Annotated in this window: 16 protein-coding genes and 1 riboswitch; of the genes, 10 read left to right on the plus strand and 6 right to left on the minus strand. The window is 62.3% G+C overall.

The window, feature by feature from the left end; translation table 11 throughout:
• The first annotated feature begins 119 nt into the window (after positions 1–119).
• Positions 120–1,079 carry a hypothetical protein gene (locus IPP03_14145; protein ID MBL0353730.1) on the plus strand — a complete coding sequence of 320 codons (960 nt, stop codon included), beginning with the start codon at positions 120–122 and terminating at the stop codon, positions 1,077–1,079.
• A gap of 50 nt (positions 1,080–1,129) precedes the next feature.
• On the opposite strand, the gene IPP03_14150 is transcribed toward IPP03_14145, so the two are convergent.
• Positions 1,130–1,603, minus strand: a complete 474-nt coding sequence (locus IPP03_14150; GenBank protein MBL0353731.1) for a DUF2721 domain-containing protein — start codon at positions 1,601–1,603, stop codon at positions 1,130–1,132.
• Between the two features lie 175 nt (positions 1,604–1,778).
• On the opposite strand from IPP03_14150, the gene IPP03_14155 reads away from it, so the two are divergent.
• Positions 1,779–3,293, plus strand: a complete 1,515-nt coding sequence (locus IPP03_14155) for a YdiU family protein (GenBank protein ID MBL0353732.1) — start codon at positions 1,779–1,781, stop codon at positions 3,291–3,293.
• On the opposite strand, the gene IPP03_14160 is transcribed toward IPP03_14155, so the two are convergent.
• The 3 genes from IPP03_14160 to IPP03_14170 are packed head-to-tail and all read right to left on the minus strand — an operon-like array spanning position 3,290 to position 7,010.
• Positions 3,290–4,063 (minus strand): ABC transporter ATP-binding protein, encoded by a 774-nt coding sequence (locus IPP03_14160; protein MBL0353733.1) that lies wholly within the window; start codon positions 4,061–4,063, stop codon positions 3,290–3,292. The two genes, IPP03_14155 and IPP03_14160, sit on opposite strands and share 4 nt — an antisense overlap.
• Complete coding sequence (locus tag IPP03_14165; GenBank protein MBL0353734.1) at positions 4,060–5,037, minus strand: iron ABC transporter permease; 978 nt, start codon at positions 5,035–5,037, stop codon at positions 4,060–4,062. Before IPP03_14165 ends, IPP03_14160 begins: the two co-directional genes overlap by 4 nt.
• Positions 5,037–7,010: a TonB-dependent receptor gene (locus IPP03_14170; GenBank protein MBL0353735.1), complete on the minus strand. Its 1,974-nt coding sequence runs from the start codon at positions 7,008–7,010 to the stop codon at positions 5,037–5,039. The genes IPP03_14165 and IPP03_14170 overlap by 1 nt, the downstream gene beginning before the upstream one ends.
• A gap of 105 nt (positions 7,011–7,115) precedes the next feature.
• A riboswitch (cobalamin riboswitch) is annotated at positions 7,116–7,321 on the minus strand.
• A gap of 116 nt (positions 7,322–7,437) precedes the next feature.
• On the opposite strand from IPP03_14170, the gene IPP03_14175 reads away from it, so the two are divergent.
• From IPP03_14175 to IPP03_14200, 6 genes are all read left to right on the plus strand, one after another.
• Positions 7,438–7,635, plus strand: a complete 198-nt coding sequence (locus IPP03_14175; GenBank protein MBL0353736.1) for a hypothetical protein — start codon at positions 7,438–7,440, stop codon at positions 7,633–7,635.
• 1 nt (position 7,636) lies between these two features.
• Positions 7,637–7,972 (plus strand): cell division protein ZapA, encoded by a 336-nt coding sequence (locus IPP03_14180; protein ID MBL0353737.1) that lies wholly within the window; start codon positions 7,637–7,639, stop codon positions 7,970–7,972.
• Positions 7,973–8,201: 229 nt separating this feature from the next.
• A complete protein-coding gene (locus tag IPP03_14185; protein MBL0353738.1) occupies positions 8,202–8,621 on the plus strand; it encodes a hypothetical protein in 420 nt (139 codons plus the stop codon).
• Between the two features lie 10 nt (positions 8,622–8,631).
• Positions 8,632–9,429 (plus strand): SDR family oxidoreductase, encoded by a 798-nt coding sequence (locus IPP03_14190; GenBank protein ID MBL0353739.1) that lies wholly within the window; start codon positions 8,632–8,634, stop codon positions 9,427–9,429.
• A gap of 11 nt (positions 9,430–9,440) precedes the next feature.
• Complete coding sequence (locus tag IPP03_14195) at positions 9,441–10,076, plus strand: NAD(P)H-binding protein (protein MBL0353740.1); 636 nt, start codon at positions 9,441–9,443, stop codon at positions 10,074–10,076.
• A 174-nt stretch (positions 10,077–10,250) separates the two neighbouring features.
• Positions 10,251–11,063, plus strand: a complete 813-nt coding sequence (locus IPP03_14200) for a sulfite exporter TauE/SafE family protein (protein ID MBL0353741.1) — start codon at positions 10,251–10,253, stop codon at positions 11,061–11,063.
• Here IPP03_14200 and IPP03_14205 read toward each other — a convergent pair.
• Positions 11,050–11,826: an enoyl-CoA hydratase/isomerase family protein gene (locus tag IPP03_14205; protein ID MBL0353742.1), complete on the minus strand. Its 777-nt coding sequence runs from the start codon at positions 11,824–11,826 to the stop codon at positions 11,050–11,052. The two genes, IPP03_14200 and IPP03_14205, sit on opposite strands and share 14 nt — an antisense overlap.
• Before the next feature lie 103 nt (positions 11,827–11,929).
• Between IPP03_14205 and IPP03_14210 the strand changes: the two genes are divergently transcribed.
• Together IPP03_14210 and IPP03_14215 are read left to right on the plus strand one after the other, a co-directional pair.
• Positions 11,930–12,250, plus strand: coding sequence for a DUF485 domain-containing protein (locus tag IPP03_14210; protein ID MBL0353743.1), 321 nt, complete (start codon positions 11,930–11,932; stop codon positions 12,248–12,250).
• Complete coding sequence (locus IPP03_14215) at positions 12,250–13,911, plus strand: cation acetate symporter (GenBank protein ID MBL0353744.1); 1,662 nt, start codon at positions 12,250–12,252, stop codon at positions 13,909–13,911. The genes IPP03_14210 and IPP03_14215 overlap by 1 nt, the downstream gene beginning before the upstream one ends.
• Before the next feature lie 86 nt (positions 13,912–13,997).
• Here the strand turns inward: IPP03_14215 and IPP03_14220 are convergent, their stop codons facing one another.
• Positions 13,998–14,663 carry a GntR family transcriptional regulator gene (locus tag IPP03_14220; protein MBL0353745.1) on the minus strand — a complete coding sequence of 222 codons (666 nt, stop codon included), beginning with the start codon at positions 14,661–14,663 and terminating at the stop codon, positions 13,998–14,000.
• Positions 14,664–14,797: the final 134 nt, after the last annotated feature.

The following is a 14,797-nucleotide window of genomic DNA, read 5'->3' on the forward strand; positions in this document are numbered from 1 at the left end:
AGTGTGCTCAACATCGTGTTCCCGGATGCAAGCGCCGTGCTTATGGGCAGGTCGCGGCATTGCATTTGCTATTGATTCGTTCCACCATAGGCTGTTTTCAGCAGAAATTTGCCAACGCCATGACCACAGACGAAAAAGCCGGGGAGCCCAGCCGAATTCTCGAAGCGATCCGCGCCAAGCGGGAACGCCGAACTTCGTCGGGTGGCGATATCGATGAACTGGAAGCCTCGCTGGTGGCCGATATCGATTCTTTCGACCTGAACGAGGCGGAGCGCCAGGCACGGCGTGAGCAACTGGCGAGCACGCAGGGCGGAATGAGCGATCTGTCGCTGGTGTTTCCCGAGATCGTGCCGGCCGGCACCGTCCGGCATCGCGATCTTCGGAGCAAGGATGAAGAGACCCGTGAGGATCCAGAATGGATCGTCAGGGGTAGCGATTTCCTCGGTCAGTTGCGTCATCGGGCGGAACTCCGGCAGCGCGAGTTGCACACCGAGATGGCGGGGCGCTCGGCGAGCAACGACACACTCGAATATGCCCTCAAGATGCTGTTTTTCTTTCTGCACGACCTCGTGCAGCAACTCAATATCGTCAAGCCGGCTGTCGAGCGCGAGTACGTTGCGGTCGGCGATGTGATGTTCAGTGGCCTCGTCTGGCAGGAGGGCTTTGCCGACTATCGCACGCAGTCGCAGAGCAGGGGGGCGATGGTCGAGCTGGTTACCCTTGCCTACCAACTCGTGTCGCCGCTCAGGTTTTCCATCAAGCGTGATGGCCCGGGGGTCGAACGACTGCGCACGGTTCTTTTCGATTACGGCCTGCAGTTCACGTGCAAGGAATTCAAGAACGAACGCAGTTATGTCGAGCGCGCCGAATTCGAAATCGGTGGCCAGGTTGGCGTCAGCGCGCGCTGGAAAGCCGACTTCGCCAATGCTGTCCTGATCCTCGAATCGCGCAATCTTGAACGTTTCGGCAGCGTAGTCCAGACCATCAAGCCCAGTGCGATCGATCAGGAACTGCTCGACGAATTCGGCCGCTTGCTTCTCGGCCTGCCCAGCCATTTCCGGGAACTGGCCAAGCGTTAGCGCCTAATTCGGGACTTCGGCGACGAGCGCCCTGTCTTTCTCAGAGTGGATCAGCGACCGGCGTCGAAGCTGGAAACCGATTGGTCGAGGGTTTCGATGACGCTGGTCGCCAGGGTTATTTCCCTCAGGAAGCATACGAGCCCGGCAATCAGGGCGAGAATGGCGGCAACGAACAGTCCGGCAATTGTGCTCGGCAGTTCGACATGCAGTTCGGCGCCGACAAAGAGCGCGGCGATGACCAGGCAGACCAGCAGGTCGCAGACTGTGCACAGCGTGATGGCCCAGTGAATCAGCCGGGCCCGACGTGCCAGCGAGGTAATTGTCGTCTGGGCTTTCCGACGATAGTCTGGTGACGGGTTTTCGGCGAGTTCCCGTTCCAGTGCATGAAAGCGGTCGACGACTCTGGCCAGGCGATTGGTAAGCACACCGAGAAGCGCTCCGACGCCGGCGAGCAGGAAGACGGGAGCGACGGCCAGCTGGATCACCTGGGCGACGGAAGAGACATGGCTGGCGAGCTCGTTCATAACGTGGCCTCGGACGGAAAAGACGGTCGGCATGCGGCACTGGGGGTCGGAGAAATAGCCCTGTTGATCGGGCAAGCAGAACTATCCCACGATTTTCCACTCTGACCCAACGGCCGTCGCGAGATCATCCCGATCTTGGGAACGGGCATCCTTGAAGACTCAATCCGACGATGTCATGAACGCACCCGACCACCACCGGCGATTGGCTCGCCTCGAAGACCTCGAATTCGACAACAGCTTTGCCGGCTTGCCGGAAGCGTTCTACACGCGCCTGGCTCCGCACGGGCTTCCCGCACCTTACCTGGTTGCCGCCAGCAACGAGGTGGCCGAACTGGTCGGACTCGACCCGCGGGAAATCGAACGTCCCGAGTTCCGCGAAACCTTTGCCGGGAACAGCTTGCCGCCGGGAAGCGATGCGCTGGCTGCCGTCTATTCCGGCCACCAGTTCGGCGTCTGGGCCGGACAACTGGGCGACGGTCGCGCCCATCTACTGGGCGGCCTGCACAGTGCGCATGGACACTGGGAAATCCAGCTCAAGGGCGCGGGACGTACACCGTATTCGCGCGGTGCCGACGGGCGCGCCGTGTTGCGTTCGTCGATCCGCGAATTTCTGTGCTCCGAGGCGATGGCCGGGCTTGGCATTCCGACAACGCGGGCGCTGTCGATTGTCGGCGCCGACCTGCCGGTGCGCCGCGAAGAAATCGAGAGCGCCGCCGTGGTTGCCCGGGTCGCGCCGAGTTTCGTGCGCTTTGGCTCCTTTGAGCACTGGGCTTCGCACGGGCGCAACGACGAACTGCGTCTGCTTGCTGATTATGTGATCGATACCTTTCGCCCCGAGTGCCGTGAGTCGGCCAATCCCTATGGTGCCCTGCTCGCCGACGTCAGCCGCCGCACTGGCGAGCTGATCGCGCGCTGGATGGCGGTCGGCTTCATGCATGGCGTCATGAACACCGACAACATGTCGATCCTCGGCCTTACGCTCGACTATGGTCCCTTCGGTTTCATGGAGGCCTTCGACGCCGGCCACATCTGCAATCATTCCGATCATCAGGGTCGCTACTCCTATCGTAACCAGCCGCATGTCGGGCAATGGAATCTCTACCGCCTGGCCGAGGCTTTTCGCCCGCTGGTCGGCGATCAGGCGACGGTGCGAGCGCTGGTCGACGAAAATTATGGCGATGCCTTCGATCAGCATTTCGAGCAGTTGATGCGGGCCAAGCTCGGTTTGCGCGAGGCGCTGCCCGATGACGAAAACCTGATCGGCGAAACCTTCGCGATGTTGCAGCAGCAGCGGCCCGATTTCACGCTGTTTTTCCGGGCGCTGTCGTTACTGCTGGCCGTTGCGGTCGACCGGGAAAAGTCGCCGAAAATCGACGATCCGCTGCGCGACCAGTTCGTCGATCGCGCCGCCGGCGATGCCTGGCTCGTCAAGTGGCGGGCCCGTCAGGCGCAGACACCGTGGGACGACGCGATCCGTCAGGCCGCGATGCGCGCTGCCAACCCGAAATACGTGCTGCGTAACTGGCTGGCGGAAGGCGCTATTCGCAAGGCGCAGGAACGGGATTTCTCGGAAATCGAGCATCTGCTTGCCTGCCTGCGCCACCCGTATGCCGAGCAGCCGGAATTCGAGCACTATGCGGCGCTGCCGCCTGATTGGGCGAACGGGCTTGAGGTCAGTTGTTCCAGCTAGTCGGGAACGAAGCAGCGCCGTCCTTGGTACGAGACTTCGTGCAGGTCGTAGCCGTAGAGGGCACTGAGTTTTTCGGCAGTCAGAATGGCGTCGACCGCACCGCTTTCGCAGTGCCCGTCGCCGTCGATCAGTAGCGCCTGGTCGCAGAAACGGTGCGCCAGAGCCGGATCGTGCAGGACCATGACGACGCCGGCCCCACAATCGTGCGCGGCACCGGAAAATAGTTCGAGAACGGCCATCTGGTGGTTGAGGTCGAGGTGGGCAAGCGGTTCGTCGAGCAGGTAAAGCGGCGCCGCCTGGGCGAGCAGCGTGGCAATCGCCAGACGCTGGCGTTCGCCGCCGGATAGCGTGTGAATCTGGCGCTGTTCGAAGCCGGCGAGACCGACAGCGGCTAGCGCAGCACGCGCCAGTTCGCCATCGCGCGTACTTTCCCAGTCCCAGCGACCAAGGTGCGGGTGGCGGCCGGTCAGGACAGTTTCAAGGACGGTTGACGCAAACGGATCGGCCAGCGCCTGCCCGAGCCAGGCGCGGCGCAATGCCGCCGCACGCGGTGTCAGGGCGGCGTAGGTGCTGCCGCCCAGTTCGACGCTACCGCTTGCCGGCGTTCGCAGTCCGGCCAGGGTCGACAGCAGTGTTGATTTGCCGGCGCCGTTGCGCCCGAGGATGGCCAGCCGTTCGCCGCTTTTGACCGCCAGATCAAGGGAATTCACGACGCGACGGCCGCCGATCTCGACGACCAGTTGCCGCGCTTCGAGCAAGGCGCCACTCATTTGGGCTGCCTCGACAGCAAGAAAAGGAAAACCGGAACGCCGATCAGCGCCGTCAGTACGCCGACCGGCAGTTGCTGCGGGGCGATCAGCGAACGGGCCAGCGTATCGGCGAGCATCAGCAGCGCCCCGCCGGCCAGTGCCGAAGCAGGGAGCAGCAGACGCTGGTCGTTGCCACTGGCGAGGCGAACCAGATGCGGGACGACGAGGCCGATGAAGCCGATCGCGCCGGCGGTCGTCACTGCCGCGGCGGTGGCCAGTGAAGCGAGCAGATAAATCGCATAACGCAGACGGTCGACCGCAACGCCCAACGCCTGCGCCTGCATCAGGCCGCGTGCCACCAGGTTGAGTTCGCGCGCGAAGGGCATTGCCAGCGCCAGCGCGACGGCGAGCGCCAGCAGCGGCGACCAGGCGCTGCCAGCCTGCGACAGATCGCCCATCAGCCAGAACAACATGCCGCGCAGACGGTCGTCGGGAGCGATCGCCAGCATCAGCGCGATCAATGCGCCGCAGCCAGCGGCAACGATGACGCCGGTCAACAACAGTCGGGTCTGGGTCCAACTGCCGTCGCCATGCGCCAGCCCGAAGACGAGAAACATCGCGCCCAGCGCGCCGGCGAAAGCCAGGCCATTGATGCCAAATACCGGCAGACCGATCATGATGGCAAACAGCGCGCCGACCCCGGCGCCGCCCGAGATGCCGAGAATGTAGGGGTCGGCCAGCGGGTTGCGCAGCAAGACCTGCATCAGCGCGCCGGCCAGCGCCAGCAGGCCACCGCAGGCGAATCCGGCAAGCGCACGCGGCAGCCGTAGTTCGTGGACGATGTCGGCGCCGGGCGCCGCCTGTCCGAGTAGTGCAGCGACGATGTCGGATGGGGCAACCGGGATGCTGCCGACCGCCATCGCCGTCCAGAAACTCGCCAGCGCCAGCAGAGCCAGCGTGGCGAGAATCAGGAAGGCGCGGCGGCGGGTCGGCATCAGCGGAAGTTGTGGCTCGCGGTCATCAGGAAGGTGCGACCGTCGGCGGGGTAGTAATAATAGTCGGACTGGAAGGTCGAGTAGCCGGCATAAGGCGAGTACTTCTTGTCGAAGGCGTTGAGCAGGCGCGCCGAAATCGACCACGGCTTGAAATTCCAGCCAGCCATGAAGTCGACCGTGGTGTAGCCGGGCAGCTTGTCGAGTGTGTTGGCGAAATCGCCGCTGTAGTAACGCTCGCCGACATAGTTGACGACTGCAGTGTATTGGCCGATGTTGCCGCCATCCCAGGTCAGCCGCGCCGCTGCCATGTTCTTCGGCACCAGCGGAACCTGATTGCCGTCGTACACCCTCTCGCGGAAGGTTGCATCGGTGTAGGTATAGGTGACACGCGCCAGCACCGACGAAACGATGCGCCAGTCAGCTTCGAGTTCCAGACCCTGGCGGCGGGTCTTGTCGAGATTAACGTTGGCGAACAGCGAACCGTCGTAGGCGATTTCGTCTTCAAGGTCCATGCGGTAGAGGGCTGCCCGTCCCTTGACCGACCCGGCGGAAAAGCTGCCGCCCAGTTCGCCGAGCGTGCCGGTCTGCGGCTTGAGGTCGCCGGAAAATGTCGGGTTGCCGGTAAACGGATCGTAGCCGAACAGTTCGTCGGTGTTGGCGAAGCGGAAAGTGGCGCCACCCTTGCCGTAGACCTTCCAGCCGTCACCGACATAGGTGAGCCCGAGATCCCAGGCGCTGCGCGTGTATTCGGCGCTGCCGTTCATTGCCGGCTGCATGCCGAAGAAGCCCGGGTAGGCATCCTGCGAGGCCGACTGGTCGACGCGCTGGCTGCGCGCGCCGAGTGTGCTGGACAGGCCGGCGACCCATTCAGTGATGTTCTGGAAGTAGAAGCCGGTGCTGTCCTGCTTGGCGCTCTGTGCGGCGGAAGTCGTGTAGGTCGCGTCGACCTCGCCGGAATAGTAGTCGATGCCGGCGACCGTCTCGCTCTTCAGGCTACCCAGACCATGCTGCCAGCGCAGGCGCGGGGTCACCGACCAGTTGTCGCGTGTGCGATCGGCTTTGCTGCCGAACGAGACGTAATTGGCATACTGGTCGTTGCGGTCGTAGGATACTTCAGCCTCGAAGCGCAGGGTGTCGGTGACCGGTAGCGTGATGCCGGGACGCAGGCGGTAGCCCTCGCTGTGCTGCGAATCGTTCGGTGTCGATGCGCTCCTCGGGTTGGCTTGATAGGCTGCGCTGAGCAAAGGGCCGGGCAGGCCGGAACGATCTTTGTACACTGAGTAATCGATGAAAACTTCGCCCTGGCCGGCGTAAAGCGCGCCGCGCCCGCTCAACGCGGATTGCTCGGCTTGGGCGTTGTCGCGCCAGCCAGCGGTGTTGGCGTAATGACCGAAGACGTTAAAGTAGCCCACGTCGTTGCCGGCTGCCGCATTGGCGTCGACGGTCTGGGTGTTGTAACTGCCGACACCGACGGTGAGGCCGGCGCGCGGAGTCCGGGATTTGTCGGTGATGATGTTGACGACACCGCCAGTGGCCTTGTCACCATAAAGAACAGTGCCGGCGCCGCGCAGGACCTCGATGCGCTGCACGCTGTCGAGCGGGATCGCCGACCAACTGACACTGCCCGTGTCGATCGGGTTGAGACGCTGGCCGTCGAGCAGGATAAGCGTATTGCTGCCGGCCGTTTCGCCGAAGCCGCGGATGTCGATCGTCGAGTCGATACCGAGGCTGCCGTAGAGGGCGCGCACGTCGACGCCGGCGCTTCCCTTGAGGACGCTGGGCAGATCGCGGGCAGGCGTGTTGCGGATGTCGTCGCGGGTGATGACAGTGACGTTGGCCGCAACGTTGGAATCGGGTTCGGCGAAGCGGGTGGCGGTGACGATGATCGAGTCGAGTTCGGCGATCTGGGCCTGTACCGGTGCCGTAAAGGCAATGGATAGCGCCGCGGCGAGCGGCGTGAGACGTGGATTCATGATTCTCCCTTTCCCGGCAGGCGTCCCCGCATACCGGAATGACTGAACAAGGAAATCCCGGGAGAACGAACGCAGGTCAAGGACCGGCACCACACCCCCGTGGCACTTCCGCTGGTTGTCTCAGGCCGGTATCCGGGCTTGCAAGTCTTGACGCGCCGCCTTCCCAGGTCGAAACCCAGTGGCATCATGGCGCGCCCACACTTGCTTACCGTTGCGGGGGCAGCAGCGGCGTTGTCCGAGGGGACGCACCGCTTTCCCGTTTAACCGCAGTTGGAGAAACCTTCCGCGGCACCTGTTACAACGTGCATTCTACAATGCGACTTGTTGCGTTGCACCAGAAATTATCCTGGCCGCTATCAATAAAGCACTTTTAGAATAAAGACTTAGTCCTTGACCATGCAGTATTTTTACCTCTATAGTGCGCGCCATGAACAAGCATCTCGAAGAGCTCGAAGCTAAAATCGAACAGGTTGTTACCCTGGTGCACCAGTTGCGCGCCGAAAACGAGGTGCTGAAAAATCAAATGGCAGAAGCCGAAGCGGAGCGTCTGCATCTGCGTCAGTCGATGACGGCCGCGCGCGAGCGTCTCGAGGGACTGATCGACAAGTTGCCCGAGGATGCCTGAAATGAGTGCCGAGCCGAACTTCCTCGATGTCAAGATCATGGGTCGCGAATACCGCGTCGCCTGCACCCCGGAAGAACTCGACGGGCTGCTGGCGGCGGTCGAACTGGTCGACAACAAGATGCGCGAAATCGCCCAGCGGACCAAGAGCACCATCGCCGAACGCGTCGCCGTCATGGCAGCGCTCAACATCGCGCACGAATATTTATCAACCGCGCCGGCCAGTGCAGAAAAAGAAATCGACTATACGATTGATACTTCCGACGCGAAGCGTAGAATCATCGATATGGGAGCACGGATCGATACCGCGCTTGCGCCCCAACAGCAACTGGATCTGTAGTTGCTGTTGATCCCGGCGCCGCCCGCCGAGCGTCCCCTGCGGTGTTTGTTAAGGCCATAGATTCCTTGGACCAATGTTGATTGGCATCGGTTGCGGACCAACGAAACCGCTGTTGTGCGCTCTCTTCTTCGAGAGCGCCTGAAGCGGGAGGAAAGCAGCCACACTGGATCTAGGTTCAGGATGCCGGCCTGACGGCACTCGCGGGGGCCATTCTTCGAGAGGGGTTGAAATGAAGCTGCTCTCGGGAATGGACAGTCTGTTTCTGCACGTGGAGCAGGGCAGTCAGTACATGCATGTCGCCGGATTGGGCATCTTCGACCCGTCGCCCGCGCCCGGTGGCAAGTTGAGCAATGTCACGATTTCCAGTGTGCGCGGACTCGCGGTTCTGTTTTGCGTGGCCGGGGCACAACTGGATTTGTTCTTCGCCTGCCGCAAAATGGTTGCTGATCCGGACGAACTACGCGACTGCCTCAAGGAAGGGCTCACCGAACTGCTTGTCGGAACGATTGCCCGGGACAACAAGCCCTTCAGGTTGGCGACCAGGGGCGCTCCTCCCGCGAAGTTCGCGCCAGCGACGACAAGGCCGCGGCGTTTGACATCTCCGCCGAAGATAACGCGTGCGCCGCAAGCGGCCACCATGGCCAGGTAGTGATGCGGCAATGACAGGAATCCGACGCGACCTGCAGGACCAGTGGGCACTGGTGACTGGCGCTTCCAGTGGCTTCGGTATCGATTTCGCGCACCTGCTCGCAGCGCGCGGCGCCAATCTGGTGCTGGTCGTGCGGCGCGGCGAGCCGATGAGGGCACTCGCCGCCGAACTCAAGCGGACGCATGGCACGCACTGCCATGTCATCACGATGGATCTCGCCCGCCCCGGCGTTGGTGCGGAACTGCATGCCAGGATCAGGGCCAAGCGGGTAGCCATCGATGTCCTGATCAACAACGCCGGCTTCGGTGTCTTCGGTGATTTCGTCGATCAGCCGCTGGCGAGCGAGATGAACATGCTGCAGCTCAACGTCATGGCGCTGACTGAACTTACCCATGTCTTTGCCGCCGATATGGTCACGCGCGGCACCGGCAAGATTCTTCTGGTCGGCTCACTGGGAGGATTCCAGCCGCTGCCTATGTACGCCACATACGCGGCGAGCAAGGCCTATGTTCTGAGTTTCGGCGAAGCCCTGCATGAGGAGCTGAAGGATCGCGGGGTCGTGGTTACCGTGCTCTGCCCTGGGGTCACGGCGACCAACTTCCTTGCCGTTTCTGGCCAGGAGACCATGCCATTGCCCGATGTGCTGTCGATGGAGAGCCGGCCAGTGGCCGAGATCGGGCTGAAGGCGCTCGACGCCGGTCATGCTTCGGTCGTACCCGGCCTGCCCAATCAGGCGACCGCCTTCGCCAATCGCATTTTGCCGCGCGGCCTGTTCCCGCGGCTGGCCTACCGCTTGCTCAAGCGCTGATGTCGAAGGAATTGAGCTTGCTGCTGGTCGGAGCCACCGGCGCGGTGGGGGAGGCGGTACTACGTCAGGCGTTGGCCGAGAAGCGTATCACACGAATCGTTGCCCCCACCCGTCGTCCGCTGGAAGTTGAGTTCGCCGGTAACGCCAGGCTACTGAATCCGGTTATCGACTTCACGCGGCTTCCAGAAGAGGCAGCGTGGTGGAAGGTCGATGCGGTGGTGTGCACCCTTGGCACGACGATCAAGGTCGCGGGTTCGCAGGCGGCCTTCGCCGCCATCGACCGCGATCTGCCAATCGCCCTAGCGCGCCTGGCGCGCCAGGCCGGTGCCACGCGCCATGCGCTGAACTCGTCGCTCGGCGCCAGTGCCAGCGGAAGCTTTTACTTACGGACCAAGGCCGAAGCCGAGCAGGGCATCATCGACCTCGGATTCGCCAGCACCACCATCGTCCGCCCGTCGCTGATCGATACCGAGCGCAGCGAGGCCCGCCCCGGCGAGCAAGTCGGGCTGTTTCTCGCCCATGTCCTGCGCCCGCTGATTCCACGCCGTTACCGAGCGGTAAGCGCTGAGGCGATCGCCGCCGCGCTGCTCCGCGGCATCCTTGATGAGCACGCGGGGGTGAAGATCGTTGAATCAGAGGCACTTTAGGCCAAATGGCATTGACGATGGAGATTATCACCGCCTGTCGCGGTCGACCTACAATTTGCCCCAATTTTCAATATCTCCGACCTGCGTCGGAATCAAGTGCGCGCCAACAATTACCCTCCAGTCGCGGGTGGCGGTCGCCAGGGATGGGCACCGGATCTTCTGGAGGACACTGCCATGACCATCCCGTGGATTGCGGAATATCTTGCGCTTGGCGCATTTGCCGGATTTTTCGCGGGCATGCTCGGCATTGGTGGCGGCCTCGTCCTGGTCCCCGCGCTGACGCTGATGTTCGCCGCGCAGGGACGGTTTCCGGCTGGGGAAACCCTGCACATGGCGCTGGGAACCTCGATGGCCAGCATCATCTTTACAGCAATCGCCAGCATACGGACGCACCACAGTCACGGGGCGATTCTCTGGGATGTGGTCAAGACCATAACACCAGGAATACTTCTCGGCACCGGTCTGGGCACCCTATTCGCGTCGAGTGTGCCGGCCCGCCCACTCGCCGTGTTCTTCACCTTCTTCGTCTGTTTCGTCGCCCTGCAGATGGCCTTGAACCTCAAACCCAAACCGACGCGTGAATTGCCGGGGCCGCTGGGGGTTGCCGGCGTCGGGCTGGGGATCGGCGTGCTGTCGTCGCTGGTCGCCATCGGCGGCGGCTCGCTGACCGTTCCCTTTCTGACCTGGTGCAATGTCCGTGTCCAGAACGCGATTGGCACTTCAGCGGCGGTCGGCCTACCGATCGCCTTGGGCGGGACGCTCGGCTACGTATTCAATGGCTGGGGGCGGGCCGGATTGCCGGCGGGCAGCCTGGGTTACGTTTACCTGCCGACGCTGGCTATTCTTGTAATGGCGACGGTGCTGACGGCGCCAGTTGGCGCCCGGCTGGCGCATCGCCTGCCGGTGGCGATGCTGAAACGGTTGTTTGCCGGGCTACTGATCCTGCTTGCCGCAAAGATGCTGTGGAACCTGTTCAGCGCGCCTTGAACGCGGGCTTGCGCTTCTCGATGAAAGCGGCGAGGCCTTCACGGTAGTCCTCGGTGTCGAGAAAGGCGAACGCGGCTGCCTTCTCGTCATCGCTCAATGGGCGACCGCTTTGCAGGTGGCGTATCCATTGCTTGTGCCAGCCGGCCACCAGCGGCGCGCCGGCGCAGATGCGGCGGGCCGTGGCGTAGGCCTCGTCGACCGTCTGATGGTCAGGTACGACGCGGGTGACGAGGCCTTTGTCGTAGGCTTCGCTTGCCGTCAGAATTCGCCCTTCGAGGAGAATTTCCTTCATCACCGCGGCGCCGGCGAGTTTGAGCAGCCCTTCCATTTCGCCGGGATACATCGAGAAGCCGAGCTTGTTGATGGGGGCGCCGAAGCGGGCGCTTTCGTTGCAGATGCGCAGGTCGCAGACGCCGGCGATTTCCAGGCCACCGCCGATGCAGGCGCCTTCGATCAGCGCCACCGTCGGATGCGGGCAGTCGGCGATGGCATTCAGCGCCGCAGCCACCTGGCCGTGATAGTGCAGCGCCTGTTCGAGTGTCGCGCGGGCGGTGACGAACTCCTCGAGATCGCCCCCGGCGGCAAAGGCATCATGGCCGGCGCCTCTTACCACGATGCAGCGGATGTCGCGGTCCACCGACAAAATGGCCATGTTCTCGGCGAGCCGCAGCCACATGTCGAGATTGACGGCGTTCAGCTTTCCTGGATTGTTCAGGGTCAGGATGGCGATTCTGCCGTCGCGGGAGAGGTCGACCGTGCTCATTAGCGGATTCCGGGTTGCGAGAATGACATTGTAGCTTTGCGGCCCCCACATACGATAGAATTGCGCGGCAAGTCATTCTGAGTGGATAGATAGGGGGATAACCATGAGCAGTGCAATGTATGAGCATATGCGGACCAATCCGAAATTTCAGGAACTGGTCAGGCGCCGGGGGCGTTTCGCGTGGACGCTGGCCATTATCGTTTTGACCATGTTCTACGGCTTCGTGCTGACGGTCGCTTTCAATCCGGCGGCGCTTGGCCGGCCGGTTGCCGAGGGATCGATGCTGACCGTGGGGGTCGCCGTCGAACTCTTCATGTTCATTTTCTTCTGGGTGCTGACCGCCGTCTACGTCAGGCGCGCCAACAGTGACTTCGACGCGCTGACCCAAGACCTTATCCGCGACGCCTGGAAGGGGAACAAATAATGCACAAGATGATCACCGCGCTCGCACTGCTTGGTTTTTCAGCACTTGCCATCGCCGCCGACGCCATCGGAGCGACCGAAAAGCAGGCGACCAACTGGCACGCCATTATCATGTTCTGTATCTTCGTCACGCTGACGATGGGCATTACCTACTGGGCTGCCAGTCGGACCAAGACTACTGCCGATTTCTATACCGCCGGCGGTGGGATCACCGGCTTCCAAAACGGTCTGGCGATTGCCGGCGACTACATGTCGGCCGCCACGCTGCTCGGTCTGACGGCCATGGTCTACACCCAGGGTTACGACGGCTACGTCTACATGCTGGCCTTCTTTGCCGGCTGGCCGATTATCCTCTTCCTGATGGCCGAACGCTTGCGTAACCTGGGCAAGTTCACCTTCTCCGACATCACCGCCTACCGCCTCGATCAGGGCAAGGTGCGCACCATGGCCGCGATCTCGTCGCTGACCGTTGTCTGTTTCTACCTGCTGGCGCAGATGGTCGGCGCCGGTCAGTTGATCAAGCTGCTGTTCGGTCTCGACTACAACATCGCGATTTTCGCGGTTGGTCTCCTGATGATGGTCTATGTGACCTTCGGTGGTATGGTCGCGACGACCTGGGTGCAGATCATCAAGGCCTGCATGCTGCTCATGGGGGGCACGCTGGTGATGGTTCTGGCTTTCAGCCAGTTCGACTTTTCCTACCAGAACCTGATGGAGAAGGCGACGGCCGTGCACAAGCTCGGCCCCAAGCTGATGTATCCGGGCAGCCTGCTGGCCGATCCGGTCACCGCCATTTCGCTGGGCCTCGGCCTGATGTTCGGTACCGCCGGCCTGCCGCACATCCTGATGCGCTTCTTCACCGTGTCCGACGCCAAGGAAGCGCGCAAATCGGTGCTTTACGCTTCAGGCTTCGTCGCCTACTTCTTCAACGTGATCTTCCTGATGGGACTCTGCGGCATCCTGATCGTCGGCCAGAATCCCGAATTCTTCGAGGGCGGGGTGGTCGGTGGCAAGTTGATCGGTGGCGGCAACATGGTCGCGATGCATCTGGCCAAGGCCGTGGGGGGCAACATGCTGCTTGGCTTCCTGGCGGCTGTCGCCTTCGCCACGATCCTGGCAGTCGTTTCCGGCCTGGCTCTGGCCGGCGCGTCGGCGATCTCGCATGATATCTACGCCCGTGTCATCATGAAGGGCAAGGCCACGGAAGCCAAGGAAATCCGCGTTTCCAGGATCGCCACCATCTGCCTTGGCTTCGTCGCCATCGTTCTCGGCATTCTGTTCGAGAAGCAGAATATCGCCTTCATGGTCGGTCTGGCCTTCGGTGTGGCGGCGGCGGCGAACTTCCCGGTGCTCATACTTTCGATGTACTGGAAAGGTCTGACCACCCGCGGCGCCCTGTTCGGCGGCTACGGCGGCCTGATCTCGGCGGTGGGCTTTGTCGTGCTCTCGAAGTCGGTGTGGGTCGATGTCATTGGCAACAAGGCGGCGCTCTTCCCCTACACCCAGCCGGCGCTGTTCGCGATGCCGATTGCCTTCCTGCTCGCCTACATCTTCTCGAAGACCGACAACAGCGTTCGCGCCGGCAAGGAGATCGAAGCCTTCGAAGACCAGTATGTTCGCGCCCAGACCGGTTTCGGTGCCTCGGGAGCAGCCAAGCACTGAGGTTTTCCATAAGGAAAAAGCCCCGGCCTGGCGGTCGGGGCTTTTTTGTTTTTCAGCCTTCGTCGTAAGTGCTGACCGGACGGCTCTTACGCCGGGCTTGACGCCCTCGCTTCCATTCTTGCCAGCGCCTCGCGACCGCGCAGAATGTGGTCGTGCATGAGCTTCTCGGCCATGGTGGCATCGCCTGCCTTGATCGCCGCCATGATCGCACGGTGTTCGGCGAGGGATTGCTGGAGGCGACCTTCCAGTGACAGCGAATGCAGACGCGAGAGCTTGAGTGCCTTGCGCAGATCCTGAATGACCGAAAGCATCCAGCGGTTGCCGGCGACTTCCTGTGTTTTCTCGTGGAATTGCTGGTTGGCCTCGAAAAAGGCATCGATTCGCCCGTCGCGTGCGGCGGATTCGAGGAGTGCGTGAATATCGCCCAGCTGCGCAATATCGGCGGGGTTCGCCCGGCGAACCGCATCTCCCGCACAACGCCCCTCGAGCAAGGCCATCAGGGGGAAGATGTCGTCGAGATCCTGACGGGAAATTTCGGTGACGTAGCAGCCGCGGCGTGGCTTGAGTTCGACCAGCCCCTCTGACGCCAGAACCTTCAGTGCTTCGCGCAAGGGTGTGCGCGATATCCCGTACTGCTCGGCTAGCCTCTGTTCGTCAATCCAGTCGCCGGGCGCCAGTTCGTGCGAGAAAATGCGCTGCTGCAAGCGTTCTGCCACTTCCTGATAGAGCGCGGTAGGTGCGATGCGGGTCATGTATCTGCTGGCTTTGGCGCGCGTGATGTGGGTGTTGCTGACTTGCCCCTGTAATTATGGATACAGTATTATGCAGGACTTGGTATGTCAAGCTGGGTCCGAGAGCGTAGAATCTGAAATCCGGCAGCAGCGAC

The organism is Candidatus Dechloromonas phosphoritropha (genome assembly GCA_016722705.1).
Lineage (GTDB): Bacteria > Pseudomonadota > Gammaproteobacteria > Burkholderiales > Rhodocyclaceae > Azonexus > Azonexus phosphoritrophus.

What these genes read in the sequence shown, in the direction of transcription:
- IPP03_14145 (MBL0353730.1), top strand. Translation starts at nt 120, where the DNA reads ATGACCACAGACGAAAAAGCCGGGGAGCCCAGCCGAATTCTCGAAGCG.
- IPP03_14150 (MBL0353731.1), bottom strand. Translation starts at nt 1,603, where the DNA reads ATGAACGAGCTCGCCAGCCATGTCTCTTCCGTCGCCCAGGTGATCCAG.
- IPP03_14155 (MBL0353732.1), top strand. Translation starts at nt 1,779, where the DNA reads ATGAACGCACCCGACCACCACCGGCGATTGGCTCGCCTCGAAGACCTC.
- IPP03_14160 (MBL0353733.1), bottom strand. Translation starts at nt 4,063, where the DNA reads ATGAGTGGCGCCTTGCTCGAAGCGCGGCAACTGGTCGTCGAGATCGGC.
- IPP03_14165 (MBL0353734.1), bottom strand. Translation starts at nt 5,037, where the DNA reads ATGCCGACCCGCCGCCGCGCCTTCCTGATTCTCGCCACGCTGGCTCTG.
- IPP03_14170 (MBL0353735.1), bottom strand. Translation starts at nt 7,010, where the DNA reads ATGAATCCACGTCTCACGCCGCTCGCCGCGGCGCTATCCATTGCCTTT.
- IPP03_14175 (MBL0353736.1), top strand. Translation starts at nt 7,438, where the DNA reads ATGAACAAGCATCTCGAAGAGCTCGAAGCTAAAATCGAACAGGTTGTT.
- IPP03_14180 (MBL0353737.1), top strand. Translation starts at nt 7,637, where the DNA reads ATGAGTGCCGAGCCGAACTTCCTCGATGTCAAGATCATGGGTCGCGAA.
- IPP03_14185 (MBL0353738.1), top strand. Translation starts at nt 8,202, where the DNA reads ATGAAGCTGCTCTCGGGAATGGACAGTCTGTTTCTGCACGTGGAGCAG.
- IPP03_14190 (MBL0353739.1), top strand. Translation starts at nt 8,632, where the DNA reads ATGACAGGAATCCGACGCGACCTGCAGGACCAGTGGGCACTGGTGACT.
- IPP03_14200 (MBL0353741.1), top strand. Translation starts at nt 10,251, where the DNA reads ATGACCATCCCGTGGATTGCGGAATATCTTGCGCTTGGCGCATTTGCC.
- IPP03_14205 (MBL0353742.1), bottom strand. Translation starts at nt 11,826, where the DNA reads ATGAGCACGGTCGACCTCTCCCGCGACGGCAGAATCGCCATCCTGACC.
- IPP03_14210 (MBL0353743.1), top strand. Translation starts at nt 11,930, where the DNA reads ATGAGCAGTGCAATGTATGAGCATATGCGGACCAATCCGAAATTTCAG.
- IPP03_14215 (MBL0353744.1), top strand. Translation starts at nt 12,250, where the DNA reads ATGCACAAGATGATCACCGCGCTCGCACTGCTTGGTTTTTCAGCACTT.
- IPP03_14220 (MBL0353745.1), bottom strand. Translation starts at nt 14,663, where the DNA reads ATGACCCGCATCGCACCTACCGCGCTCTATCAGGAAGTGGCAGAACGC.